We start from the raw sequence: 25,195 nt of genomic DNA, 5'->3' as shown, positions 1-25,195 counted from the left end.
GGCCGAAGGCTCGCTATCGGCGCTCAGCCCGAGGGGGTTCCCGAAAAGATCTTGACTGTAGACCTGAGGTTCAGTCGCCGGACGAGAGCCGGCGCAGGGCGGCGCGGGGAACGCCCGGGTCGGTGGTGCGCCAGAACGGGGGCAGCGAGCCCAGCAGGAAGCCGCTGTAGCGCGCCGTGGCGAGGCGCGGGTCGAGCACGGCGATCACGCCCCTGTCGTCCTGGGAGCGCAGCAGGCGCCCCGTGCCCTGGGCGAGGAGGAGCGCCGCGTGGGTGGCCGCGACCGTCATGAACCCGTTGCCGCCCTTGGCGGCGACGTGTCGCTGCCTGGCCGAGGTGAGCGGGTCGTCGGGGCGCGGGAACGGGACGCGGTCGATGATGACCAGGCGCAGCGACGGCCCCGGCACGTCGACGCCCTGCCACAGCGACAGTGTGCCGAACAGGCAGGTCGGTTCGTCTTCCGCGAACTGCTTGACGAGCAGCATCGTCGAGTCGTCGCCCTGGCACAGCAGCGGCACGTCGAGGCGGTCGCGGAGGGCCTCGGTGGCGGCCTTGGCGGCGCGCATCGAGGAGAACAGGCCGAGCGTGCGCCCGCCGGCCGCCTCGATCAGCTCGGCGATCTCGTCGAGGTAGGCCTGCGGCAGGCCGTCGCGGCCCGGCTGCGGCAGGTGCTTGGCGACGTACAGGATGCCCGCGCGGGGGTGGTCGAACGGGGAGCCGACGTCGATGCCCTGCCAGTCGTCGTCGCCGAGCCCCCACTGCCGGGCCATGCCGTCGAAGCTGCCGCCGAGCGCCAGCGTGGCGGAGGTGAGCACGACGGTGCGGTCGCCGAAGAGCTTGTCGCGGAGCATGCCGCCGACGTTGAGCGGGGCGACGCGGAGGGTCGGCGGGCGGCGGTCGGTGCCGCCGTCGAGCCACACCACCTCGGCGCGGTCGGACTCCGAGGCGTGCCCGTAGGCCTCCAGCATGCGCACGGCCGTGTCGTGCACCTCGTCCAGCGCGGTGAACGCGGCCTTGCGCTGGCCCGCCCTGTCGGGGTCGTCCTTGTCGCCGCCGCGCGGCCCGAGCGCGGTGAGGCAGCGGGCCGCGCTGTCGCGGACGAGCGCGAGCGTCAGCCCGAGCACCTCGGGCAGTTCGTCGACGCGGCCAGGCGGGGCGGCGGCCAGCAGCGCCTTGAGGTCTTCGCTCGCCTCCATCAGCTGGTCGGCGACCGGCTGGTCGATCAGGCGGCCCACCCGGCGCACCGCGAGGGCGACGGTGGTCTCCGACAGCTCGCCGGTGACCACCGAGGTGACCCGGTCGACCAGCTCGTGGGCCTCGTCGACGACGACCAGCCGATGCTCGGGAAGCACCGGCAGGTCGCCCATCGCGTCGATGGCGAGCAGCGCGTGGTTGGTGACGACCACGTCGACCTCGCCCGCGCGAGCCCTGGCCAGCTCGGCGAAGCACTCGGCGCCGCTGGGGCACCGGCTGGCGCCCAGGCACTCCTGGGCGCTGACGGAGAACTGCCGCCAGGCCTGCTCGCTGACCCCGGGCACCAGCTCGTCGCGGTCGCCGGTCTCGGTCTCCTCGGCCCACTCCTGGATGCGCTGCACCATCCGGCCGGTCGCGCTCACGTCGCGGGCGTCGAACAGCTGGTCCTGCTCGTCCTCTTCGGGCCAGGCGGCGGTCAGCTTGTAGCGGCACAGGTAGTTGCGGCGGCCCTTGAGTATGGCGAACGTCGGCTCGTGCGGCAGCTCCTTGCCGAGCGCCTCGGCGAGCCGGGGGAGGTCGCGGTCGACGAGCTGGCGCTGCAGCGCGATCGTGGCCGTGGAGACCACCACGGGTTTGTCGGCGTCCATCGCGTGGCGGATCGACGGCACCAGGTAGGCCAGCGACTTGCCGGTGCCGGTGCCGGCCTGGACGGCCAGGTGGTCGCCGTCGTCGATGGCCTGCTGCACGGCCTTCACCATCGTGATCTGGCCTTGCCGCTCGGTCCCCCCGAGCGCGTCGACCGCGACGCTGAGCAGGGAGTCGGCTGACGGGAGATGGGAGTCCGGCACGGCAGTAAACGCTACCCGCATTCCGGCGCCCGTCGCGCCGGACGTGAGGTGATCGGCCATGCGCATCCCGGAATTCGCGGACCTCTCCGCCGCGTCCCGTGGCACACTGGCGGTGGAACTCCACCTGGGGACCATGGGAAAAAGTGGGTTCAAGGTGGGGATGGGAAGTCCGTTTTGGTAGGGTTTTCCGGGGTTGAGTGGACGGATAAAGGCTGGTACTAGCAGTATGTCTGCCATGTCGGAAGTTGTCCCGTTGCCGTCGTTCGGCGAAGTCTTCTTCGATGCCCGAGGCCAGGAGCGGTGCCTCAGGGTCACCTGGCACGAAGGCACCCTGGTGCTCAGCCTGTGGCGGGGAGAGATGTGCACCGCGAGCTTCCGCATGCCGCTCGACGACGTCGGCAGGCTGCTCGACACCCTTGACGAGGGGTACGCCGAGGCCACCGGCGAGCACGAGCCCGACGGTCACGCGGCCGACGTGCCCGCCGCCGACCCCGCCGCCGAGGTCATCCCCGGCACGGGCACCTACCACCGGCCCGCCCCGCCGCCCCTCCACGACGAGCGGCCCGCCGCGCCGCTCGGCCCCAACGACGTGCTCGTCGCCCGCGGCAACCCCAACCACCAGGACAAGCTGGTCGCCTCGCGCGCCGAGACCACCCCGCCGCACGCCCAGCCCTTCGCCGGCCCGCAGTACGCCGAGCAGGCGAACGACCCGTTCACCGGCCCCCAGTACGCCGTCGACGCCGGCTACCGCGACCCCTACTCGGGCCCGCAGTACGTGCAGCACGACGCCCAGCCGTTCGCCGGCCCGCAGTACGCCGACGAGCCGGCCTACCAGCTGCCCGGCGGCCAGCCCCCGCACACCGACCCGCTCGGCTTCCCGTCGCAGGCCCGCCCCGCCGAGCCCGCCTACGAGCAGCGCGGCGACTCCTACGGCGGCGGCCAGTACCAGCAGCAGGCCGCACCACCCGCGCAGCCGCGCACCTCGCCCAGCGGCGGCGCCGGCCTGGGCACGCCCATGCACGGCATCCCGGGCGCCGGCCGCCGCCAGGACCCGTTCCGCGCCCAGGAGCCCACGTACGGCCAGGAGCCCGCCTACGGCCAGGACCCCTCCTACGGGCAGGACCCGGGCTACGGCCACGGCCAGGACCCCGGCTACGCCAAGGACCAGGGTTACGCCAAGGACCCGGGCTACGGCCAGGATCCGCATTACCGGCAGGATCCCTCGTACGGCCAGGACCCGGGCTACGGGCACGACTCCTCGTACGGGCAGGACCCCGGCTACGGCCAGAACGCCGCCTACGGGCAGGAGCGCTACGGCGGCGGCGCCCCCAACCCGGTAGACCCGCTGCTGTCGATGGGCCAGCAGGAGCCCGACAGGACTCGCCCGTACCTGGGTGAACCGCTGTTCTCGACCGGCGAGCGCCTGCGCCCGGACCAGCAGTACGACGACCCGCGCGACCGCCGCGAGTGGTGACCGCCCGGCGTCAGCCCATCTGGCTGTCGGCGTAGCACCAGCGCCAGGTCTCACCCCGCTCGAACGACTGCACCACCGGGTGACCGGTGCCGTGGAAGTGGGCGGTGGCGTGCTTGGCCGGGGACGAGTCGCAGCAGCCGATGTGGCCGCAGTCGAGGCAGCGGCGCAGGTGCACCCACCGGCCGCCCTCGGCCAGACATTCCTCGCATCCCTCGGGCGTGCGCGCCTCGGGATCGTCCGCCTGAATCAGATGTTCGCACATAGCCATGTCCGCGATCCTAAACACAGGTTCGCAGCGATTTCGGCCGCGCCTCTTGCTGCGTGTCGGGTGAACGTGGACTCTGTGCTCATCGGGGAGTGATCTGGACCACAATCCCGGGAGCCGCGGTGCTCGAAATCCGCAATCTCGAGGTCGTCTACGACGACGTCATGCTGGTGCTGCGCGGCGTGAGCCTCGCCGTCCCGCCCGGCTCCATCGTGGCGCTCCTCGGCGCGAACGGCGCGGGCAAGACGACGCTGCTGCGCGCCCTGTCGGGGCTGCTCGACGTGCACGACGGCGAGGTCACCAAGGGGGCGATCACCCTTGAGGGCGAGCCGATCCACCATCTGCGGCCCGCCCAGATCGTCCGGCGCGGCATCAGCCAGGTCATGGAGGGCCGGCGCATCCTGGCCGAGCTGACCGTCGAGGAGAACCTCAGGGTCGGCGGCCACACCGCGGCGCGGTCGCACCTGGACCGGGTCTACGGCCTGTTCCCGGTGCTGCGCGAGCGGCGCGGCAGCGTGGCCGGCTACCTGTCCGGCGGCGAGCAGCAGATGCTGGCCGTCGGCCGCGCCCTCATGGCCGGCCCCCGCTACCTGCTGCTGGACGAGCCCAGCCTGGGCCTGGCCCCGTCGCTGGTCGCCCAGGTGCGCGACCTCGTGGTGGAGATCAACAGGCAGGGCACCACGGTGCTGCTCGTCGAGCAGAACGCCGCCATGGCGCTGTCCATCGCCAGCCACGGCTACGTCATGGAGACCGGGAAGATCGTCATGGACAAGCCGTCCGCCGAGCTGCTCGCCGACGAGGACATCAAGGAGTTCTACCTCGGCGCGGTCCGCTCCTTCCGCGAGGTCAAGCACTACAAGCGCAGGAAGCGGTGGCTGTCGTGAGCATCCTGCGGGTCGAGGACGTGCACCTCGGCTTCGCCGGGGTCAAGGCCATCGACGGCGTCTCGTTCGAGGTCGGGCCGGCCGAGCTGCTGGCCGTCATCGGGCCCAACGGCGCCGGCAAGACCTCGGTGTTCAACGTGCTGTCCGGCGTCTACCGGCCGCAGTCCGGGCGGGTCACCTTCCTCGGCGAGGACCTGCTGGCCCGCCGCCCGCACGAGATCGCCGCCATGGGGCTGGCCAGGACGTTCCAGAACGTCGAGCTCTTCCACAACCTGACCGTGCTGGACAACCTCATGCTCGGCCGCCACCACCACTTCCGCTACGGCGCGCTGTCCGCCCTGTGGTGGCTCGGCCGGGCCCGCCGGGCGGAGCTGGCCGCCCGCGCCGAGATCGAGGACATCATCGACTTCCTGGAGCTGGAGGCGTGGCGCCGCCATCCCGTGCGGCTGCTCCCGTACGGCGTGCAGAAGCGGGTCGAGCTGGGCCGGGCGCTGGCCATGGAGCCGAAGCTGCTGCTGCTCGACGAGCCGGTCGCCGGGATGAACCTGGAGGAGACCGAGGACATGGCCAGGTTCGTCCTCGACATCCGCGACGAGCTCGGCATCCCGATCGTGCTCGTCGACCACGACATGGGGCTCGTGATGGACCTGGCCGACCGGGTGCTGGTGCTGGACTTCGGCCGCCCGGTCGCGCTCGGCTCCCCGGCCGAGGTGCAGCAGGACCCGCGGGTCATCGAGGCCTACCTGGGAGGGACCGCATGACCGCCACCCCCGTCGCCGCCACGCTCACCAGCCTCGTCACCAGGGTCCGCGACCGGGCCGCCGCGACGCCGGACGCGGTCGCCATGCGGCACAAGGACTTCGGCATCTGGAAGGAGGTGACCTGGGCCGATTACTGGTCGCGGGTGGAGCTGGTCGGGCACGCGCTGCTCGCGCTCGGCGTCGAGCCAGGCGACCGGGTCGCCATCCACGCCGAGAACCGTCCCGAATGGCTCTACGGCGATCTCGGCACGGTCGCGGCCCGCGGCGTCACCGTCGGCCTCTACCCGACGAACCCGCCCGCCGAGGTCGCGTACCTGCTGGCCGACTCCGGCGCGAAGATCCTCATCGCGGAGGACCAGGAGCAGGTCGACAAGGCGCTGGCGGTCATCGGCGAGTGCCCCGAGCTGCGGCACGTCGTCTACATCGAGCCGCGCGGCATCCGCGGCCGCTACACCGACCCGCGGCTGATGCCGTGGGAGGAACTGCTCGCGCTCGGCGCCCGGCACCGCGAGGCGCACCCCGGCGCGCTCGACGGCCGGACGGCCGGCGCGCGCCCCGACGACGTGGCCACCCTCATCTACACCTCCGGCACCACCGGCCCGCCCAAGGGCGTCATGCTCACCGTCGGCAACATCGAGTTCGGCGTCGAGACGCTCGTGCTGGGCGGCGGCTTCGCCGACCCGCCGCCCTCGCCGCGCGACCTGACGCTGTCGTACCTGCCGCTGTGCCACGTCGCCGAGCGGGCCTTCACCGTCTGGTTCAACGCCGGCGCCGGCATCCAGGTGAACTTCGCCGAGTCCATCGACACCGTCCAGGCCAACCTGCGCGAGGTGCAGCCGACGATCCTGTTCGGGGTGCCGCGCATCTGGGAGAAGGTGCTCGCCCAGGTCGACATCCGGCTCGGGTCCGCCTCACCGGTCAAGCGGGCGACCGGCCGGTTCTGGCTGCGGGTCGCCGACCGCATCGGTGACACGCTGGTGCGGACCGGGGGCACGCACACCGCCGCCACCCGGCTGCTGTACGCGGTCGGGTGGGTGTTCTGCTACCGGGCGCTGCGCGAGCGGCTGGGCATGCGCCGCGTCCGCTACGCCGCCTCCGGCGCCGCCCCGATCGCGCCGGACGTGCTCAAGTTCTACATGGGCATCGGCATCCCGATGCACGAGGTGTACGGGATGAGCGAGAACACCGCCGTCGCCACCGCCAACCGGCCCGGCCGGGTCCGCCTCGGCACCGTCGGCGAGCCGCACCCCGGCGTCGAGCTGAGGATCGACGAGACCACCGGCGAGATCATGACCAGGCACCGGGGCACGTTCGCCGGTTACTGGGGCAAGCCGGGCGCCACCGCCGACGTGCTCGACCCGGACGGCTGGCTGCACACCGGCGACGTCGGCGAATGGGTCGACGGCACCCACGTGCGGATCACCGACCGGATGAAGGACATCATCATCACCGCCGGCGGCAAGAACGTCGCCCCCAGCGAGATCGAGAACGCGCTCAAGGCGTCCCCGTACGTCAAGGAGGCCGTCGTCATCGGCGACCAGCGCCCCCACCTCGTCGCGCTCATCGGCATCGAGCTGGACACGGTGGGGGAGTGGGCCAGGCGGCGGCGCATCCCGTACACCACCTACCGCGACCTGTCCGGGAAGCCCGAGACGCGGGCGCTGGTGCAGGGCGTCGTCGACGAGGTCAACGCCCGGTTCGCGCGGGCCGAGCAGGTCAAGCGCTTCGCGTTCCTGCCCAAGGAGCTCGACCACGAGGACGGCGAGCTGACCGCCACCCAGAAGGTCAAGCGGAGCGCCGTCGCCAAGCTCTTCGAGGACCTGGTCGAAGGGATGTACGCGCGGTGACCGGCACGCTGGAGACGATCATCAGAGGGCTGGGCAACGGGTCCGTGTACGCGCTGCTCGCCCTCGGCTTCGTGATCATCTACAAGGCCACCCGGGTGATCAGCTTCGCCCAGCCCGCGCTCATGCTGGCCGGCGCGGTCGCGGTCAGCTACCTCGCCCCCGTCACCGGGTTCTACCTCGGGGCGCTGCTGGGGGCGCTGCTCATCGCCGCCGTCGCGCTCGGCATCGAACGGGCGGCGATCCGGCCGATGGTGGGCCGGCCGGTGTTCGTGGTGGCGATCATCACGCTCGGCGTCGACGTGGTGGTGCGGGTGGTGGTCAACGGCCTCATCGGCAGGGACGTGCGCCAGGTGGGCGACCCGTGGGGGTTCGACCTGGTCTCGCTCGGGCCGCTCGTGGTGCAGCAGCGCTGGCTGGCCATGATGGCCGCCGCCGCGGTGCTGGTCACGCTGCTGTTCGCGTTCTTCCGGTACAGCAGGTACGGGCTCGCCATGCGGGCCGCCGCCTACGACCAGGAGACGGCGCTGGCCCAGGGCGTCTCCGTCGGCGCGGTGTTCGCGCTGTCGTGGGCGCTGGCCGGGTTCCTGGCCGCGGTCGCCGGCATGTTCGTCGGCACCGGGCAGGGCATCGAGCAGACCACCTGGATCGTCGCGCTCAAGGCGCTGCCAGCGATCATCGTGGGCGGGCTCGACTCGCTCGGCGGCGCCGTGGCGGGCGGGCTGGTGATCGGGGTGGTCGAGTCGCTGTTCCAGTCGTACCAGGGCGCCTACCTGCCGTGGCTGGGGCAGAACTTCGCGGTCGTCTCCCCGTACGTGGTCATGCTCGTCGTCCTGCTGGTCAGGCCGTACGGGCTGTTCGGCACCCGGGAGGTCGAGCGGGTATGACCGGAACGCGAACCGGAGACCCGGCCTTACCGACCGGCCGGTCCCGGAGGGTGCGCGGGCGGCCGCTGCTCTACACCTCCTACGCCCAGGACATGGCGCTGCTCGACACCCGGGCCAAGCGGGTCTCGGCGGGCGCGCTGGTCCTGCTGGCGCTCGCGCTGTCGGCGGTGCTCACCGACCCGGCGCTGGAGGTGCTCGCCGTCGCGTACGTGCTCGCCATCGGGGCGATCGGGCTCAACATCGTCACCGGGTACGCGGGCCAGGTCTCGCTCGGGCACGCCTTCTTCGTCGCCATCGGCGCCTACACCGCCGCCGCCCTGTCCGGGCCGCCCGGCGGCGACACCATCGGGTACGGGATCTCCGAGATCTGGATCTGGCTGCCCGCGGCCGGGTTCGTCGCCGCCGCGGCCGGGGTGCTCGTCGCGCCGCTGGCCACCCGGCTGCGCGGGCTCTACCTGGCCATCGTCACGCTCGGGCTGGTCTTCCTCGGCGAGCACGTCTTCAAGGAGTGGCAGGAGCTGACCGGCGGCGTCGGCGTCGGCCGGGAGGCGGCCGTGCCCGCGTTCCTCGGCGTCAGGCTCGACCAGGACGGCGCGCTCGGCACCCGGGAGCAGCAGCTCTACCTGCTCATGCTCGTCCTGCTCGTGGTCTTCGCGGTCGCCGCGCGCAACCTGGCCCGCTCCCGCGTCGGCCGGGCGTTCGCGGCCATCCGCGACCGCGACATCGCCGCCGCCGTCATCGGGGTGCCGCTCACCCGCTACAAGGTCCTCGCGTTCGGCGTCTCGTCCTTCTACGCGGGCTGCGCGGGCGGGCTGCTCTTCACCGTGTCCGGGTACGTCGAGCCGGGTTCGTTCAGCCTGCTGCTGTCGGTGCAGTTCATCGCGATGGTCCTGATCGGCGGCGTGGCCACCGTGTCGGGGGCGATCGCGGGCGCCCTGTTCATCTCGCTGCTGCAGCCGCTGACCCGTACGCTGCCCGCGCTGGTGCCGGTGATCAGCGGCGACACCACGCAGACGCCCAACGTGTTCCAGGTCGAGACCGTGCTCTACGGCCTGCTGATCGTGCTGTTCCTCATCTTCGAACCGCGGGGCCTGTTCGGCCTCTGGATCCGCGTACGGAATTACTGGAAAGCCTGGCCTTTCTCCTACTAGAAAGGGTCATTTCATGAAGAGTCGCTATGTGGTGGCCATCACTGCAGCAGTGGCCCTTCTGTCCGCGTGCGGCGTCTTCCGGGGGGACGACGAGGGCGGGCAGAGCGCCCAGACGACAGGAGTCACCAGTGAGCCCTGTCCCTCCGCTGTCGACAGCGCCAAGGGATGCATCTACCTCGGCTCCATCTCCGACCTGACGGCCGGGCCGTTCGCGGCGCTGGCCGTGCCGATCACCGAGGCGCAGAAGGCGTTCTGGGCCCGGGTCAACAAGGCCGGCGGCATCGGCGGCACGTACGAGGTCGACGTCACCCGCTACGTCCGCGACAACAAGTACAACCCGGAGGTCCACCGGCAGGTCTACAACGAGATCAAGGACCAGGTGCTCGGCCTCGCCCAGACGCTCGGCTCGCCCACCACCGCCGCCATCATCGGCGACCTCAAGGCAAGCAGCGTCGTCTCCGCCCCGGCCTCCTGGACCTCCGCCTGGGAGTTCGAGGACGTGGTGATCGAGACCGGCGCCAACTACTGCGTCGAGGCGATGAACTCCGTCGACTACGCCATGGAGGCGTACCAGCCCAAGTCCGTGATGGCCGTGCACCTGGCCGGCGACTACGGCGCGGACGCCGCGGCCGGCGCCAAGATCGCGGCCGAGGCGCACGGGCTGGAGTTCACCGGCGTCGAGACCCCGCCGGGCGCCACCGAGCAGGGCCGCGCCATCACCGAGATCACCCGCGTCAAGCCGGACCTGGTGATCCTCACCACCGGCCCGGCCGACGCCGCCACCATCGTCGGCCAGAGCGCCGCGGCCGGATTCAAGGGCCGCTTCATCGGCACCGGCCCGACCTGGAACCCCGCCCTGCTCCAGTCGCCCGCCGCCGAGGCGCTCAAGGCCCTGTACGAGCAGTCGGCCCCCGGCAAGCCGTGGAACGCCGACACGCCCGGCCACCAGGCCATGCGGGAGGCGCTGCCCGGCGTCACCCCCAACGACGGCTACACCTCCGGCTGGGCGTGGGCGTACCCGATGAAGGCGGCACTGGAGAAGATGGTCGCCGGCGGCGACGTGAGCCGCGCCGGCCTGCTCGCGGCCGTCAAGTCGCTCAAGACCGTCGACTACGAGGGCATGCTGCCGCCCGAGGCCGGAAATTACGCCGACGATCCCAACACCGCCACCTTCCGCCAGACGCTCATCAACAAACTCGACGAGACGGCGCCGACCGGCGTCACCGAGGTGCGGGACTTCTTCACCGGCCCCACCGCCGAGTCCTACACCTTCGACGGTCCCTGTTTCGCCAAGCTGTGATCACGCGGGGGACGCGGTCGGTTGGGTAGGGTCGGGACATGTCTCGCCGCTACCGCCGGTTCGCGTCCCTCGCCGTCATCCCCGCGTTCGCGTTCGCCGCGGCCGGCTGCGCCGAGGTCAACACCACGATCGACAGAGCCCAGGCATGCCTGGAGGCCCCAAAGATCGTCGGTGAGCTGACGTCGCAGCTGACCCAGTTGGTCAACGACCCGCAGGCCATGGAGAAGGCGCTCGACGACACGGCCGCCAAGCTCAACGACCTCGCCGACTCGGCCGCCAACACCACCATCAAGGAAGCGTCCGACAAGCTCGCCGGCACCCTGTCCGGCCTCAACGTGCAAACCGTCAACGACGCCGTCGACGCCGCCCAGAAGGTCGGCAGCGACACGGCCGCCTACGTCAAGCAGGTCGCCGAGGCCTGCTCCGGAGGCTGAACCCCGCTTTCTCTAGGGAGAATGGTCGCGAAATAGCGTGGGGCTCATGGAGCCTGACCCGCGTTTCACCCTGGCCAACGAGCGAACCTTTCTCACCTGGCTGAGCACCGCCCTGGCGCTCAGCGCCGCCGGGGTGGCCATGGCGGCGGTGCCCTCCACGGACTTCGTCCCATGGCTGCGCACCACCCTGGCCGTCATCCTGGTCACGCTGTCGGCGCTGGCCGCCGGCATGGCCTATCCGCGCTGGCGCAACATCCAGCGCGCGCTGCGTGCCCAGGCGCCGCTCCCGCCGCCCGCGCTGGCGTCCGTGTTCGGGTACGGGGTCGCGACCGTGGCGGTGCTGGCCCTGGTGATGATCCTGCTGGCGGCCTGACCGGTGGGCGATCCGCACGAGATCTGGGACCAGGGGCTGCAGAGCGAGCGCACCCGCCTGGCCTGGGTCCGCACCGCCGTCATGCTGGCCACCGGCGGCCTCGGCGCGGCCGGGCTGTCGGCGCGCGCCGGGCTGCCGCTCCCGGCGGCGGCCGCGTTCGCGCTGGCGGCGCTCTGCGGCGCCGTCCTGCTCATCCGCACCGGCACCCGCTTCCTCCGGGTGCAGGAGGCGCTGCACGGCGGCCGGCCGCTGGACCACCGGGCCGACGCGGTCTTCGCCTGGCTCGGCACGCTCGCCCTGGTCGCCGGGGCAGTGGTGTTCGTGCTGTCCATGCGCTGAGGGCGGGTTGCGGGGCCGCGGGAGGAAGGCGGACACTCGAAGAGAGGGAGGTGACCTCATGAGAGAAGAACTGCGGAAGGTCCCCTTCGAATGCCGCGCCTGCTGGCACGTGTGGGAAGAGGAATACACCATCAGGTTCGGCGACCGGGGTGAGGTCTGGCTGCGCGGAAACGTCCCTGTGCCGCCCCCGACGCCGGCCGAGAAGTGCCCGAGGTGCGGCTGCTACCAGGCGGTCCAGTTCCCCGAGGGCTACCTGGCCCACCACCCGGAGCTGATGAGGTCCACGCGGCCCGCCGGCTCCGACGCCACCCCGCTCATCAGCCCGGTGCGGAAACGCCCGCGTTGGCTTGAGACGTAACAGATGGTCATATTTTACTAACAGAGAGTGTTATAAGGGCCATCTTGCCGTGTCAATAGGCAGGGCGGACACTCGGTGCGGATGACGGTCCCTGACCCGGGGGGTGGTCCTGGTGCACGAAGGAACCGGTGGGCGCCGGTTGTGGCCGCTGGAGTGCCTGCGCTGCTGGCACGTCTGGGAGGAGGCCTACACCGTCAGGCTCGGTGACCGGGGCGAGATCTGGCTGATGGGCGGCGTGGTGGTGCAGCCGCCCTGGTCGGGCGCCTGCTGCCCGGCCTGCGGCGGGTTCGCGGTGACGTCGTTCCCCGACGGCTACCTCGCCCGCCACCCCGAGCTGCTGTCCTCGCCCGAGCCCGAGCCGGAGCGGCCGCGGGTGCCCGACCCCGATCCCGTACCGGTGGCGGCGGGCCGGACGCCGCGCCACCACCGGCTCCTGGTCGTGCTCGGGGTCCCGGCGGTGCTGGTGGCCGCGTACGAGGTGTATCGCGTCATGGCGGCCGCCAGGCCGCACTAGTCATGGCGTCCGCCGGGCCGCACTAGGAGAGGCTCTCCAGCCAGGCGCGGTGCAGGCCCGCGAAGCGGCCGTCGGCGGCCACCAGCCGGTCCGGCGGCCCGTCCTCGACGATCTCGCCGCGCTCCATGACGAGCACCCGGTCGGCGATCTCCACCGTCGACAGCCGGTGGGCGATGATCAGCGCCGTGCGGTCGGCCAGGATCGTGCGCAGCGCGCGCTGCACCAGCCGCTCGCTCGGCACGTCCAGGCTGGAGGTCGCCTCGTCCAGGATGAGCACCGCCGGGTCGGCCAGGAACGCCCGCGCGAACGCCACCAGCTGCCGCTGGCCGGCCGACATGCGCCCGCCCTGCTTGCCCACGTCCGTGTGGTAGCCGTCGGGCAGCGACGCGATGAAGTCGTGCGCGCCGATCGCCTGCGCCGCCTCGCGCACCTGCCGCTCGGTCGCGCCCGGCCGGCCGAACATGATGTTGTCCAGGACGGTCCCGTTGAACAGGAAGTTCTCCTGCGTCACCATGACCACCGCCCGGCGCAGCGTGGGCTCGTCCAGCTCCCGCAGGTCGGCCCCGTCCAGCAGCACCCGCCCGGCCGTCGGGTCGTAGAAGCGGGAGATCAGCTTGGCCAGCGTGGTCTTGCCCGCCCCCGTCGAGCCGACCAGCGCCACGCTCTGCCCCGCCGGGATCGCCAGGTCCAGGCCGGGCAGGATCGGCATCGACTCCACGTACGCGAACCGTACGTCCTCGAAGCGCACCTCGCCGCGCGCCTGCGGCAGCGGGCGCGGCGCGCGCGGCTCCGGCACCGCCGGCTCCTCCTCCAGCACGCCCGACAGCTTCTCCAGCGCCGCACTGGCCGACTGCAGCGTGTTGTAGAACTGGCTGATCTCCTGCATCGGCTCGTAGAAGCCGCGCAGGTAGAGCAGGAACGCGGTGAGCACGCCCACCGTGACCTCCCCGTGGAAGGCCAGCCAGCCGCCGTAGAACAGCACGGCCGCCACCGTCAGGTTGCCGATCAGCTTGATGCCCGGCATGAACACCGCGATCAGCCTCATGCTGCGCGCGTTGGCCTGGCGGTAGTCGTCGTTCAGCCGCTCGAAGATCTCCTGGTTGCGCGGCTCGCGGCGGAACGCCTGCACCGCCCGCATGCCGGTCATCGACTCGACGAAGTGCACGATGACCAGCGCCACCGTCTCCCTCGTGCGCCGGTAGACGATCGCGGACTGCCGGCGGAACCACCGGGTGAACAGCAGCAGGATCGGCAGCGGCACCAGCGCCACCAGCCCCAGCTCCACGTCCAGCACGAGCAGCAGCACGGCGGTGCCGGCCATCGTCAGCACCGCCGTGACCAGCCCGTCGAAACCGGCCTGCAGCAGCTCGGCGATCGCCTCGATGTCCGAGGTGAGCCGCGAGATGACCCGGCCCGAGGTGTACTTCTCGTGGAAGCTCAGCGACAGCCGCTGGAAGTGGTCGAACACCCTCCTGCGCAGCTCCAGCAGGATCTGGTGACCGATCCGGCCGGACATCTTGAGGAACGCCTGCCGGGTGAGCGCCTGCGCGGCGGCCGCCGCCAGGATCACGCCCACCACCGTCAGCAGCGTGCCCGTGCCCTCGCCGCGCAGCATCGGCGGGATGCCCGCGTCGATGCCCACCTTCACCAGGTAGGGGATGGCCAGCCCGGCCCCGCTGGAGGCGATGATGACCGCGGTGAGCACCATGATGCCCTTGCGGTGCGGGGCCAGCAGGTCGCCCAGCAGCCTGCGCGAACGGGCCCGCAGCAGGCCGCTCACCTTGTCCGGCAGCTCGTCCTGGTCCTCGGAGGCGACCCCGCGCCAGCCGGTCGTGGCGGATGTCAACGCAAGGCTCCTTCCGACGGGTCCAGATCGGCGTCCTGGGCCAGGAGCTGCCGGTATTCGGGCACCTCGGCCAGCAGGTCGTGGTGGCGGCCGACATGTGTGATCGTGCCGCCCGCGAGCAGCGCCACCTTGTCCGCCAGCAGCACGGTGGAGGCCCGGTGCGCCACCACGATGCCGGTCGCCTCGCGCAGCACCTCCCGCAGCGCCGCCTCCACCAGCGCCTCGGTCTCCACGTCCAGCGCCGAGAGGGTGTCGTCGAGCACCAGGATCCTCGGTCTGCTCAGCACCGCCCTGGCCAGGGCCAGCCGCTGCCGCTGGCCGCCGGACAACGACATGCCCTGCTCGCCGATCCGGGTGTCCAGACCCCACGGCAGGTCGTACACGAACATCGCCTGCGCGGTGCGGATCGCGTCGTCGACCTCCTCCTCGGTCGCGTCCAGGCGGCCCATCGTCAGGTTCTCGCGCACGCTCATGGAGAACAGCGTCGGCTCCTCGAACGCGGTCGCCACGATGGAGCGCAACTCGGGCAGCTCCAGGTCGCGCACGTCGTGACCGTCGATCGTGACCCGGCCCCCGGTGACGTCGAGGAGCCGCGGGACCAGCGCGGTCAGCGTGGTCTTGCCCGAGCCGGTGGCGCCCACCACCGCGACCGTCTCACCCGGCCGCACCTCCAGCCACAGGTCGTGCAGGACCGGCCGGTCGGCGCCGGGGAAGCGGAACTCCACCCCCTCGAACCGCAGGTGACCGCGGGGCCGCTCGATCCGCCCCCGGCCGCCGGTGATCTCCGGGACCGTGTCCAGGACCTCCAGGACCCGGTCGGCGGCGGTCATCGCCTCCTGCGCCATGGCCAGGATGTAGCCGAGGCTGGCGATCGGCCACACCAGCTGCAGCACCAGCGTGGTGAACGCGAACAACGCGCCCAGCGTCAGCGAGCCCTGCCCCACGGCCAGCGCGCCGAGCAGCAGCACCATCGCCAGCGTGACGTTCGGGATCACCTCCAGGAAGGTGAAGAACCGCGCCGACAGCCGCACCTTCTCCATCGACGTCCCGTACAGCCTGCGCGCCGCCTCGTCGTAGCGCTCGAAGACGTGGTGACGGCGGCCGAACGCCTTGATCGTACGGATGCCGATGGCCGACTCCTCGACCAGCGTCGCCAGGTCGCCCTGCTCGTCCTGAACCTGCCGGGAGATGCGGATGTAGCGCTTCTCGAACCGCATCGACAGCAGGACGATCGGCACCGCAGAGACGGCCACCAGCACGCCCAGCGGCCAGTACATGTTGAGCAGCAGCACGGTCACCGTGATCAGCTGCAGGATGTTCATGACCAGGAAGAGCATGCCGAAGCCGAGGAACCGGCGGATCGTCGACAGGTCCGTGGTGGCCCGCGACAGCAGCTGGCCCGACTGCCACTCGCCGTGGAACCTCATCGGCAGCCGCTGCAGCTGTGCGTACAGGTCGTCGCGGATGCGCGTCTCCAGCCCCAGCACCGGGCCGATCTGCGCCCACCGGCGCAGGAAGATGAGAAGCGCTTCGAGGACGCCGAGACCGAGCGCCAGCGACCCGAGCAGCAGCAGCGCCCGGCTGTCGCCGTCGCGCACCGGCCCGTCGACGACCCGCTCGCCGACCAGGGGCAACGCGATGCTGGCACTGATGCCGACGATCGCGGCCAGCCAGATGAAGACGAGCTTTCCGACATACGGGCGGAGATAGCGCCGTAACCGCCATAGAGAGATGTTTTCGAGCAGGGGACGACGAGGAGCGCGCGTATCAGGAGGCATCCTTCTAAGGCTAGTACCGCCCCTCAACCCATTTTCGGACGTGGCATGGTGGATCTCATGAACGAGACAGACCTTCGTCACCTGCGCAGATGCGTCGAACTCGCCGCCGAGGCCCTCGCCTCCGGCGACGAGCCCTTCGGATCCGTGCTGGTGAGCGCGGACGGCACGGTCCTGGGCGAGGACCACAACCACGTGGTCGCGACCGGCGACCACACCCGCCACCCGGAGTTCGAACTGGCCCGCTGGGCCGCCGCCAACCTGAGCCCGGAGGAGCGGGCGACGGCCACCATGTACACCTCGGGGGAGCACTGCCCGATGTGCGCGGCGGCCCACGGGTGGGTGGGGCTGGGCCGGATCGTGTACGCGGCGTCGTCGGAGCAGCTGTCGGGGTGGCTGGGGGAGATGGGAGTGGCTCCGCCGCCGGTGCGGACGCTGGCGATCCGGGAGGTGGTGCCGGAAGCGGTGGTGGAGGGGCCGGCGCCTGAGCTCGCGGAAGAGGTCAGGGAGCTGCACCGCCGCTTTCACCGCAGTTAATACAATAATGGTGATTAAGTCCTGACATTTATGGCCTGCTGACCAGCTCCTCCCAATAGCTCGATTTCTCGGTTAATATCTTGAATCACTCCGATATTTCCGGCGGGTGCGGGGTGTTCCAGGGTGACCTACCAGGTGGAAGACCCGAGGAGGGAGTGGCCCGGCACCCTCGACGTCGCCGAAATGCTGAGAAACGGGTGGCGTGCCCACCCCTTCCGGCAATTCCTGCTCAAGGCGCACAGCCGTTGCAACCTCGCCTGCGACTACTGCTACGTCTACACGCTGGCCGACCAGAGCTGGCGGTCCCGGCCGATGATCATGGCGCCGGAACTGGTGAGCGCCGTCGCCGGCCGGATCGCCGAGCACGCGGCGGCCCACCGGCTCGACTCCGTCCGGCTGATCCTGCACGGCGGCGAACCCCTGCTCGCGGGCGCCGACTACCTCGTGCGGGCCGTCCGCCTCGTCCGTGACAGGGCCGGCCCGGACGTGCGCGTCGAGGCGGTCGTCCAGACCAACGGCGTGCTCCTGGACAAGGACGTGCTGCGCGCTTTCGCCGACGAGGGCGTGGACGTGGGGGTGAGCCTGGACGGCACGCCGCGCGGCAACGACAGGAACCGCCGCTACGCGGACGGGCGCAGCAGCTATCCGGCCGTCGCCGAAGCGCTCTCCCTCCTCATGGAGCCGGAGTTCCGGCACGTCTACAACGGCCTCCTGTGCACGGTGGATCTGGCGAACGACCCCGTCGAGACGTACGAGGCGCTACTGCACTTCCAGCCGCCGGTGATCGACTTCCTCCTCCCGCACGGCACCTGGGACGCGCCGCCCCCGGGCCGAGTGCCGGACCCGGCCGCGACGCCGTACGCGGGCTGGCTCGTGGCCGTCTTCGACCGCTGGTACGGCGCCAGCGGGGAGACCGTCGTCCGGCTCTTCCAGGAGATCATCCACCTGCTCCTCGGCCGCGCCTCCGCCAGTGAAGCGGTCGGGCTCACGCCGTCCACCCTGGTCGTGATCGAAACCGACGGGACGATGGAGCAGACGGACTCGCTGAAGGCGGTGCGGCACGGCGCGCCGGCGACCGGGCTGAACGTCGTCGACCATCCGTTCGACGCCGCGCTCCTGCACCCCGGCGTGGTGGCCAGGCAACTGGCCTTCGAGGGGCTGAGCGACACGTGCAAGGCGTGCCCGTACAGCAGGGTCTGCGGGGCCGGCCTCTACACCCACCGCTACCGCCGCGGCACCGGCTTCCTGAACCCGTCCGTCTACTGCCCCGACCTCTACCGGCTGATCGGTCACATCCGCGACCGGCTCCTGGCCGATCTCCGCAGAGCCCGACTCCCGAAGGGACGCCCATGAGACCGCGGCCCCACCGGTTGCCCGATGACATCCTCGCCCGGCTGGCGGCCGGTGGCGGCGGGGCGGAGGCCGCGCGCCATCTGGTGGCCGCCGAGCGCAGCAAGCATCGGCTCCTCGTGCTGGGCGTCGTCCGGCTCGCGGGCTCCCACCCGGCCGTGGGCCATGCCTACGACCTGCTCGCCTGGATCGAGAAGAAGGCGCCGGAGGCCGTGGAGACCGTGCTGGGCCATCCGGCGGTGGGCGCCTGGGCGGCGCACGTCATCCGGTCGCGGGGGACCGCCACCCAACTCGGCGCGCTGGCCGCCGCGGCGGCGATCCTGGCCCGGCTTACGGCCCGGGTCGAGGCGCCCGCTCCGGACGGCCGGATCACGCTGCCCTCGCTCGGCCAGATCGTGACCGCCGACCCGGCCGACCTGGTGGACCTCCGCGTCCACCCCGACGGGACCCTGGAGGCGGGCGGACGCCGCGTACGCGCGGCGGACCGGACGGCCGGACGGCAGGCGGAAGAGCGGGAGGAACCGGGCTGGCTACCGCTGCGACGCATCACGGCGGACGGCTTCAGCCTGTGCGTGGACGACCTGGACCCGTTCCGCTGGTCTCCCGACGAGGCGCCGGACGGGCGGCTGCCCCCGGCCGAGCTGGACGTCTGGCGCGAGCACCTCCGGATTTCCTGGCAGGTCATGAAGGCCCGGCACTGGACGCTCGCCGGCGAGACCGCCTCGATCGTCTCCGTGCTCACACCCATCACCGGCCCGGCCTACCGCATGAACAGCGCCACGGCCAGGGACAGGTTCGGCGCCATCGGGATCTCCACGCCGCGGGACTGGCGCTGGATGGCGTCCACGTTCGCGCACGAGGTCCAGCACGCCAAGCTCGGCGCGGTGCTCGACACGGTCGAACTGCTGGAGCCCGACGACGGCAGGTACTACGCGCCCTGGCGGCCCGACCCCCGCCCGCTGGCGGGGCTGCTGCAGGGCACGTACGCGCATCTCGGGGTCGCGGGCTTCTGGCGGCGCCAGCGTGCGGACGAGACCGGCCCGCAGCCGCACGTCGAGTTCGCGCACTGGCGGCAGGCCGCGTTCGAGGCGACGGGGACGCTCCTGGACAGCGGGCGGCTCACCCCGCCCGGCGAGCGGTTCGTGACGGCGATGCGGGGCACGCTGGCGGACTGGATGGCGGAGAGCGTCCCTCCCGCCGCGCTGGACGCCGCCGGGAGGGAGGCGGCCGCGCACCGGGAGGCGTGGCTCGCCCGTAACGGGTGATCGGTCGTCAGAGGCTGATGGGGTCGAAGTCCCAGTTGAAGCGCTTCTTGCTCTCGGCGTGGATTCTCTCGGGGTGGCCCAGGTCGTACCTTCCGTAGCGTCGCATCGTGTCCGTATACAGGGTCTCCGCCTGTTCCGGTTTCCCATCGGCCTGAAGGTCGAGCGCGAGGTTGACGGCGGCGGCCAGCGTGAGCAAGTTGTCGGGGCCGTAGAACGCGCGCATCTGGGCCAAGAGGTCCTCGCCCAGCTCGCGTGCGCCGGCGACGTCGTCCAGGGCGGCCAGATCACTGGCGAGGTTGAGGGTGGCGCCGAACACGTAGCCGTGATTGGGCCCCAGCCTGTCGAGCAAGCTCTCGTACGCCTGCCGGTCCATCTCCTTCGCCTGGATGACATCCCCGCGGAGCTGGTAGAGCAGCGCGAGATTCATCAGGCAGCCGTTGGTGAAGGGGTGCTGGTCGCCGTAGATCCTGCGATAGCGGGGGAGGGCCTGCCGGGCGAGCGCCATCGCCTCTTCGGAGCGTCCGGCCTGATGCAAGGCCCTGCTGAACGCGACCTGTGTGGCCATGGTTTCCGGGCTGTCCGGGCCGAAGAGCTTATCCATCCTGGTGAAGGTCTCCTCGACGAGCTCCAGAGCGCCTTCGACATCACCCATCCGGCGGCGGGCGATGGACAGGTCACGGGCGGTCATGAGAGTGAGTGGATGCTCGATGCCCAACTGGCTGATCCCATGGGCGTACGCTTCTTCTCCGACGTCGCAGGCCTGCGCATGGTCGCCGAGCAACCTGACCGTGCGCGCCAGTCCGTTCCAGGAACTCTGCAGTTCCCATATGCGGATCCCGTCCCTGGCGCTGCTCTGCTCGATGAAGACCAGTTGCGCGAGATCCAGGGCGGTGTCGAACCGGCTCAGCAGGACGTTGTCGAGTGCCAGGTTGTTCAGCACCCGCAAGGTGGCGGGGGCGACAGCGCCGAAGACCCGGGTGTGCAGGTCCAGCGACTCGGTGTCCTGTTCGAACGCCTCCCTGAACATCCCCTTGGCCCGGAGGTCCGCGGCCACGGTGAGCCGGATGCGCAGCGTCTCCTCGTTCTCCTCGCCGAAAACCTCACGCATGCAGGGGAACGTTTCCTCGTTCAGCGCTCGCGACTCGGAAAACGCTCCCATCTGCCACAGGACATTGCCCAGATGCCGGCAGAGCCGCAGGACGTTCTCGTCCTTCTTCCCGTGGGCGGCCGTCCAGTGCGCGCGGAACTCCTCGGCGAAGTTCTTCGCCGAGGAGTAGTTCGCCACCCGGTGCAGGTAACGAATGACGTCGATAGCGAATCGCTGCACCTGGCGATCGGCGCATCGAGCGACGCCCGCCGGGCGTACATGAGGGACCAGATCGGCGAAGTCGGGCCAGTTGACGGTGTCCTCGGGGTCGGCAGGGGCGCCCCCCGCGAGCAGCAGATGAACCTCGTGCCGAATCTCCTCACGTTCCGGCTCCACCAGCGAGTCCCGCAGGAGGGCCTGGACGAGGCGGTGCACCTGAACGGTCCCCGCCTCTTGCTCGATCTTCACCAGGGCGAACCGGTTGAGCTCGCCGAACGCTTTCGCGGCCAGGACGGGATTCGCCAGTATGGGCGCCATGCGCTTGACACCGCTCTTGCTTCCCCGGCGGAAGACGGCGCGCGGGATCGGATCCGGCCCGAAGAAGGCCAGGCAGCGCAGCACCATGGCTGCTTCGGGCAGCCGGTTCTCGATCTCGTTGACTGAGAGCTGCCAGGCGGCCGTCATCGACAGCGGGTATTCGGTCGACTTGCCGAGGTTCAGTAGTTCCCTCGTCTGTAGGGCGAGCTGCTCGATGTACTCCTCGGTGGACAACCCGGTCATTATTTGAAGGGCCGCGGCCTGCTCCAGGGCCAGAGGAAGGTCACCGAGCTCACTCGCCAGGTGCTCCGCCTCCTTCTGCGGAACGTCCTTCTGCAGCCGCTTGCGGAGGAACTCCACGCTCTCCTCGGTGGAGAAGACGTCCACGGGGACGGTTTCTGCCACACCGCTCCACCGGCTGTTCCGCGACGTGATCAGCACATGCCCGGGCCCGCCTTCGGGGATGAAGTCGCGGATCTCCTCCGGCTCGTCCGCGTTGTCGAATATAAGCAGCCACCGGTCGATCGGGTCGCCGCGCTGCAGCGCGTCACGGACGGACGCGGCGGCCTCTTCGATGCCGACGCTGTTGGCCGGGCGCAATCGGAGGTGGTCGGCGAGGGCCGCGATCGTGCTGGGGACGAGCATCGGCTGGTCCGCCGGCACCCACCAGACCAGGTCGTAGAAACTGCGGTAACGCCACACGTATTCGATCGCCAGTTGTGTCTTCCCGACGCCGCCCAGTCCTTGCAACGCCTGAGGCACGACTGCCGCCTTGGCGGTGGAGATGATGCTCGTGCGTAACTGGTCGAGGAGATTCTCCCGGCCGGTGAAGTGTTTGTTCCGGCCCGGAATCTTCTTCCCCCAGATCGCCGGTACCTGGTGTGACGCCTCTGGAGCCGTCTTCTGATCCATGAACCGACACCTCCTGTCAGCCCGATTTTCTCTCGGATGATTGCTTTTGGCGATGGGCGGTCACACACTCTAAGTGAGGTGCCATAGCCGGGACGACGGTTTTGGAAGTTAAGGGCAGCCGTAATCGGGCAAGAGGGGGCGGCATGGCTGACACGCACGGGACGGGCTTGATCGATGTCAGTGATATCGATCTGGAGGCGTTGAAAGGGCTCGACATACCGGCTCTGAACAGGGTTTTGGAGCGACTGGCCGATGAGGGTGTCATCGTGGCCAGCTTCCAATCATCGGTCTGATTCCTGCCGTCATCACCGAACTTTCCGTCCGGGCGAGGTCGGCTGTTGCCTGCGATAACCAGTGCCGTGGGTGCCTGGATCATTTAAGAGGTCGTGCGAGAATGCGAGAACAAAAAGGTATGTAGTGTATCTCCCGCCGTTCATCCGGCCCATTGCCTCTTTATCTGTAGATTTGGTTCGATCGATGCGGGGAGGGGCGGGCGCAGGTGGATGTGGCGGCGATGGCAAGTGCGGTGGCTCTGGTCGCGGGGACCGGGGCGGTCCAAGGGCTGGGAGAAAGCGCGGCACTGAGCCTGGTGGCGAAGATCCGGGAACGCATTCGCATCGTTTTCGGCGGGGACCCGCGGTCGGCGGACGCGCTGGAGCGCGCCGTGGCGACACCTGAGGACGAAAGCGCGCTTCATGAACTGGCCGAGGCATTGCGCTGGTATGCCGAGCGCGATCGGGCGTTCGCCGATGAAATGGCCGAATGGGCTCGGCAGACCGCTTCCTCCGGGAAGTTCGTGCAGAACGTGCGCGCCGGCCGGGACGCGTATACGGCAGGTCGGGACATGACCGTGCAGCAGCGTCCTGACGCGAAGCCGTCGCCAGATGACTGACGAGCCTTTCCCAGCAGATGAAACCAGAGTGCGGCAAGGTATCGCCGCACTGCGGGATGCGCTGAGTGCCGGACGTGACCTGCACATCACGTACCGCTCCGCCGACGAGGGCACGCCGGTGGTCCCGGGTGGGCACGGAGTGCTGTGGCCTCCGCTGGGGCGCCTGCCGAAGCGTGTACGGGGTCGCGAACCTCTGCTGGAGCAGCTGAGGACGTTGCTGGGGGCGCCGGACGGCCGGGTGCACGTGCTGGCGGGGCTGGGCGGCACGGGCAAATCCACTGTGGCCCTGCAATTGGCCGATATAGCGGTACAGGCCCGCCGGCCGGTCTGGTGGGCCTCGGCGGTGGACGCGGCGGCCCTGTCCGACTCGCTGCTGGTGCTGGCGCAGGCGTTGGGAGCCGACGACGCGCAGGTGGACGCGGCGCGTACCGGCCGCTTGGCCGCATGCGACGTGCTGTGGCAGGCGTTGGAACGCCATCGCGACTGGCTGCTCGTGATCGACGACGCCGACGACGTCGCGGAGCTGGAGACAGCAGGTCGCACGGTGCGCGACGGCAACGGGTGGGTGCGCGGGTCGAGGTCCGGGCTGGTGGTGGTCAGCACGCGCGACGGCGATCCGCGGCACTGGGGCCGTGGGGCCGAGCTCCATCCCGTGGGTTGGCTGAGCAAAGAGCAGGGCGGCCAGGTGCTGGTGGACCTGGTTCCCTGGGCCGGCGACATCACCGAGGCCGAAGCACTGGCAGAGCGGCTGGGCGGTCTCGCACTCGCGTTGCATCACGCCGGATCGCAGCTGGCGTCCCCGTTCGCCCAGCGGCAATCCTTCTCCGGCTACCAACAGGTCCTGGAGTCCAAGGGAACAGCCGTGCTGGGCGGCACGGCAGGCGACGTGGACGATCGCGCCGTGGTGGGCCGGACATGGGAACTGTCGCTGGCTCAGCTGAACGCCGCGGGCGTGGGGCAGGCGCGAGGGCTGCTGCGGGTGCTGGCCTGGTTCGCGCCCGCCGTTCCCATCCCGATCAGCGGTTTGGATCACGAGATACTCGGCCGGGCCTGTGACAGTCCTGATCCGGCCGGCGTGGTGGCAGGGCTGGAAGCCCTGCTCTCAGTGGGGCTGATCCAGACCTCGCTGCCCGCGGCAGAAGGCGCGACGGCGGAGGCGATCGCCGGGGTGATGGTGCATCCGCTGGTCGCCGAGACGGTCCGTGAGGATCTCGACCACGTGGAAACCGACCGTGCCGTATCCGCCGCCACCGAACTGCTGATACACGCGACCGCGGATTTACAGGTGGACAAGCCCGCGCATTGGCCGGCCTGGCAGAAATGGTGGGCCCATCTTGAAGAAATGCTGAACGCCGCCGGCCCGCTGGTTCGTGAACCCGTCTTGGCGAACCTGGTCTGCACCGCATGCGTCACCGCGACGATGCTGCTGTGGGCCGGTTCGTACAACGCCTCTGTGAAGATCTCGGAGGCCGCGCTGAAACGCCTGCCCCGTCTCGGCCCTGATCACCCTGTCACGCGGCCGTTGCGGCGCGTACAGGCAGGCGCGTACCAGTTCGTCAACAGATTGGCCGAGGCCGATCGCATCTATCGTGAGTTGTTGTCCACGGCGTCGGACGGCAACAGCATGGAATCATTGGAGATACGAGCTGATCTCGCGGTGGTGGTGGCGGAGCAGAAGAGGTTCGCCGAGGCCGAGAATCTTCTCCAGGAGTTGCTGCGGGACCAGGAGTCAGCGTTGGGCGCCGATGACGAGCGTACGCTGGCCACTCGGTACGAGATCGCACGGACCTTGGCGGGGCGGGGGGATTTCGCCGAGGCCGAGAATCGCTTCCGGGATGTGCTCCGGGACCAGGAAGCATGGCTGGAACCCCAGCATCCGGCGACATTGGCCACGCGTTATGAGATCGCCAGGGTGTTGGTGAAGCAGGGAGACCGGGCCGAAGCCGAACGCCTTTTCCGCCAACTGCTGAAGCAGCAACAGCAAGTCCTGGGCAGCGACCATCCCCACACCCGGCTCACGCTTCGGGCACTGTCCGGTTTGAATGAAGGCAACATTCCGTGATCACCTGTAAGGGGACTCCGAGACCGCCGCTGGCCGGCGATCGGATGCGGCCTGAGTGCTCTTTCTGGTTGCGCGTTTCGCAACTCGCGTGCTCCGGCCAAGTATGGTTGAGTCACCGCAACTCCCTGCAACTCGGGTGCGGGATCTTCGTCATGAGCGGTGATGACGAACGACGTACTGGTGCGATTACATCTGCGGGCGGGTGTGGCAATGAGGTGATCTCAGAGAAATAATTCAGGGCGATTGGGGATTTCTGGGACGCAGGCGGTGACGTATCGGGCCTTTCGGGAGGAGTCGTCGAAGGCCG

At 70.3% G+C, this 25,195-nt stretch carries 23 protein-coding genes; 18 read left to right on the top strand and 5 right to left on the bottom strand.

What is annotated here, in order from left to right:
- Positions 1-70: 70 nt before the first annotated feature.
- Positions 71-2,041, bottom strand: coding sequence for an ATP-dependent DNA helicase (locus AB0K05_RS16260; RefSeq protein WP_364229832.1), 1,971 nt, complete (start codon positions 2,039-2,041; stop codon positions 71-73).
- A gap of 235 nt (positions 2,042-2,276) precedes the next feature.
- On the opposite strand from AB0K05_RS16260, the gene AB0K05_RS16255 reads away from it, so the two are divergent.
- Entirely contained in the window at positions 2,277-3,515 is a 1,239-nt protein-coding gene (locus AB0K05_RS16255) for a hypothetical protein (protein ID WP_364229830.1), read from the top strand.
- Between the two features lie 10 nt (positions 3,516-3,525).
- On the opposite strand, the gene AB0K05_RS16250 is transcribed toward AB0K05_RS16255, so the two are convergent.
- Complete coding sequence (locus AB0K05_RS16250; protein ID WP_148030487.1) at positions 3,526-3,783, bottom strand: UBP-type zinc finger domain-containing protein; 258 nt, start codon at positions 3,781-3,783, stop codon at positions 3,526-3,528.
- Positions 3,784-3,872: 89 nt separating this feature from the next.
- Between AB0K05_RS16250 and AB0K05_RS16245 the strand changes: the two genes are divergently transcribed.
- The 11 genes from AB0K05_RS16245 to AB0K05_RS16195 all read left to right on the top strand — a co-directional run bounded on the left by AB0K05_RS16245 (position 3,873) and on the right by AB0K05_RS16195 (position 12,625).
- Complete coding sequence (locus AB0K05_RS16245) at positions 3,873-4,664, top strand: ABC transporter ATP-binding protein (protein ID WP_364229828.1); 792 nt, start codon at positions 3,873-3,875, stop codon at positions 4,662-4,664.
- Positions 4,661-5,425, top strand: a complete 765-nt coding sequence (locus tag AB0K05_RS16240) for an ABC transporter ATP-binding protein (protein ID WP_364229826.1) — start codon at positions 4,661-4,663, stop codon at positions 5,423-5,425. Before AB0K05_RS16245 ends, AB0K05_RS16240 begins: the two co-directional genes overlap by 4 nt.
- Positions 5,422-7,272 (top strand): AMP-binding protein, encoded by a 1,851-nt coding sequence (locus AB0K05_RS16235; protein ID WP_148030489.1) that lies wholly within the window; start codon positions 5,422-5,424, stop codon positions 7,270-7,272. Before AB0K05_RS16240 ends, AB0K05_RS16235 begins: the two co-directional genes overlap by 4 nt.
- Positions 7,269-8,156 carry a branched-chain amino acid ABC transporter permease gene (locus tag AB0K05_RS16230; protein WP_148030490.1) on the top strand — a complete coding sequence of 296 codons (888 nt, stop codon included), beginning with the start codon at positions 7,269-7,271 and terminating at the stop codon, positions 8,154-8,156. The genes AB0K05_RS16235 and AB0K05_RS16230 overlap by 4 nt, the downstream gene beginning before the upstream one ends.
- A complete protein-coding gene (locus tag AB0K05_RS16225; protein ID WP_364229823.1) occupies positions 8,153-9,307 on the top strand; it encodes a branched-chain amino acid ABC transporter permease in 1,155 nt (384 codons plus the stop codon). Before AB0K05_RS16230 ends, AB0K05_RS16225 begins: the two co-directional genes overlap by 4 nt.
- Before the next feature lie 13 nt (positions 9,308-9,320).
- Positions 9,321-10,607 carry an ABC transporter substrate-binding protein gene (locus tag AB0K05_RS16220; RefSeq protein ID WP_364229821.1) on the top strand — a complete coding sequence of 429 codons (1,287 nt, stop codon included), beginning with the start codon at positions 9,321-9,323 and terminating at the stop codon, positions 10,605-10,607.
- A gap of 38 nt (positions 10,608-10,645) precedes the next feature.
- On the top strand, positions 10,646-11,041 hold the full coding sequence (locus tag AB0K05_RS16215) for a hypothetical protein (protein WP_271274901.1): 396 nt from the start codon (positions 10,646-10,648) through the stop codon (positions 11,039-11,041).
- A 46-nt stretch (positions 11,042-11,087) separates the two neighbouring features.
- Positions 11,088-11,414: a DUF202 domain-containing protein gene (locus AB0K05_RS16210; protein ID WP_148030494.1), complete on the top strand. Its 327-nt coding sequence runs from the start codon at positions 11,088-11,090 to the stop codon at positions 11,412-11,414.
- A gap of 3 nt (positions 11,415-11,417) precedes the next feature.
- On the top strand, positions 11,418-11,753 hold the full coding sequence (locus AB0K05_RS16205) for a DUF202 domain-containing protein (protein ID WP_219545343.1): 336 nt from the start codon (positions 11,418-11,420) through the stop codon (positions 11,751-11,753).
- A 58-nt stretch (positions 11,754-11,811) separates the two neighbouring features.
- A complete protein-coding gene (locus AB0K05_RS16200; RefSeq protein WP_148030496.1) occupies positions 11,812-12,111 on the top strand; it encodes a hypothetical protein in 300 nt (99 codons plus the stop codon).
- A gap of 112 nt (positions 12,112-12,223) precedes the next feature.
- A complete protein-coding gene (locus AB0K05_RS16195) occupies positions 12,224-12,625 on the top strand; it encodes a hypothetical protein (protein ID WP_148030497.1) in 402 nt (133 codons plus the stop codon).
- Between the two features lie 22 nt (positions 12,626-12,647).
- Here AB0K05_RS16195 and AB0K05_RS16190 read toward each other — a convergent pair whose 3' ends face one another.
- Positions 12,648-14,471 (bottom strand): ABC transporter ATP-binding protein, encoded by a 1,824-nt coding sequence (locus AB0K05_RS16190; protein WP_187281057.1) that lies wholly within the window; start codon positions 14,469-14,471, stop codon positions 12,648-12,650.
- Positions 14,468-16,249 (bottom strand): ABC transporter ATP-binding protein, encoded by a 1,782-nt coding sequence (locus AB0K05_RS16185; RefSeq protein WP_219545346.1) that lies wholly within the window; start codon positions 16,247-16,249, stop codon positions 14,468-14,470. Before AB0K05_RS16185 ends, AB0K05_RS16190 begins: the two co-directional genes overlap by 4 nt.
- Positions 16,250-16,306: 57 nt before the next feature.
- On the opposite strand from AB0K05_RS16185, the gene AB0K05_RS16180 reads away from it, so the two are divergent.
- From AB0K05_RS16180 to AB0K05_RS16170, 3 genes are all read left to right on the top strand, one after another.
- Positions 16,307-16,783 carry a nucleoside deaminase gene (locus AB0K05_RS16180; protein ID WP_364229816.1) on the top strand — a complete coding sequence of 159 codons (477 nt, stop codon included), beginning with the start codon at positions 16,307-16,309 and terminating at the stop codon, positions 16,781-16,783.
- A gap of 123 nt (positions 16,784-16,906) precedes the next feature.
- The gene (locus AB0K05_RS16175; protein WP_364229814.1) at positions 16,907-18,136 is read left to right on the top strand and encodes an FxsB family cyclophane-forming radical SAM/SPASM peptide maturase; all 1,230 of its coding nucleotides are present in this window, start codon (positions 16,907-16,909) and stop codon (positions 18,134-18,136) included.
- Complete coding sequence (locus AB0K05_RS16170) at positions 18,133-19,398, top strand: HEXXH motif domain-containing protein (protein ID WP_364229812.1); 1,266 nt, start codon at positions 18,133-18,135, stop codon at positions 19,396-19,398. The genes AB0K05_RS16175 and AB0K05_RS16170 overlap by 4 nt, the downstream gene beginning before the upstream one ends.
- A 7-nt stretch (positions 19,399-19,405) precedes the next feature.
- Here AB0K05_RS16170 and fxsT read toward each other — a convergent pair whose 3' ends face one another.
- Complete coding sequence (fxsT, locus tag AB0K05_RS16165) at positions 19,406-21,934, bottom strand: FxSxx-COOH system tetratricopeptide repeat protein (protein WP_364229810.1); 2,529 nt, start codon at positions 21,932-21,934, stop codon at positions 19,406-19,408.
- A gap of 143 nt (positions 21,935-22,077) precedes the next feature.
- Here fxsT and fxsA point away from each other — a divergent pair, with 143 nt between their 5' ends.
- The 3 genes from fxsA to AB0K05_RS16150 all read left to right on the top strand — a co-directional run bounded on the left by fxsA (position 22,078) and on the right by AB0K05_RS16150 (position 24,888).
- Positions 22,078-22,227: an FxSxx-COOH cyclophane-containing RiPP peptide gene (gene fxsA / locus AB0K05_RS16160; protein WP_148030502.1), complete on the top strand. Its 150-nt coding sequence runs from the start codon at positions 22,078-22,080 to the stop codon at positions 22,225-22,227.
- Positions 22,228-22,433: 206 nt separating this feature from the next.
- The gene (locus AB0K05_RS16155) at positions 22,434-22,826 is read left to right on the top strand and encodes a hypothetical protein (RefSeq protein WP_364229807.1); all 393 of its coding nucleotides are present in this window, start codon (positions 22,434-22,436) and stop codon (positions 22,824-22,826) included.
- Positions 22,819-24,888: a tetratricopeptide repeat protein gene (locus AB0K05_RS16150; protein ID WP_364229805.1), complete on the top strand. Its 2,070-nt coding sequence runs from the start codon at positions 22,819-22,821 to the stop codon at positions 24,886-24,888. The genes AB0K05_RS16155 and AB0K05_RS16150 overlap by 8 nt, the downstream gene beginning before the upstream one ends.
- Positions 24,889-25,195 lie beyond the last annotated feature (307 nt).

Source organism: Nonomuraea sp. NPDC049486, assembly GCF_040676925.1.
GTDB lineage: Bacteria > Actinomycetota > Actinomycetes > Streptosporangiales > Streptosporangiaceae > Nonomuraea > Nonomuraea ferruginea.
Note: the sequence above shows the minus strand (reverse complement) of the source record. Positions and strands in the feature narration are given on the sequence as shown.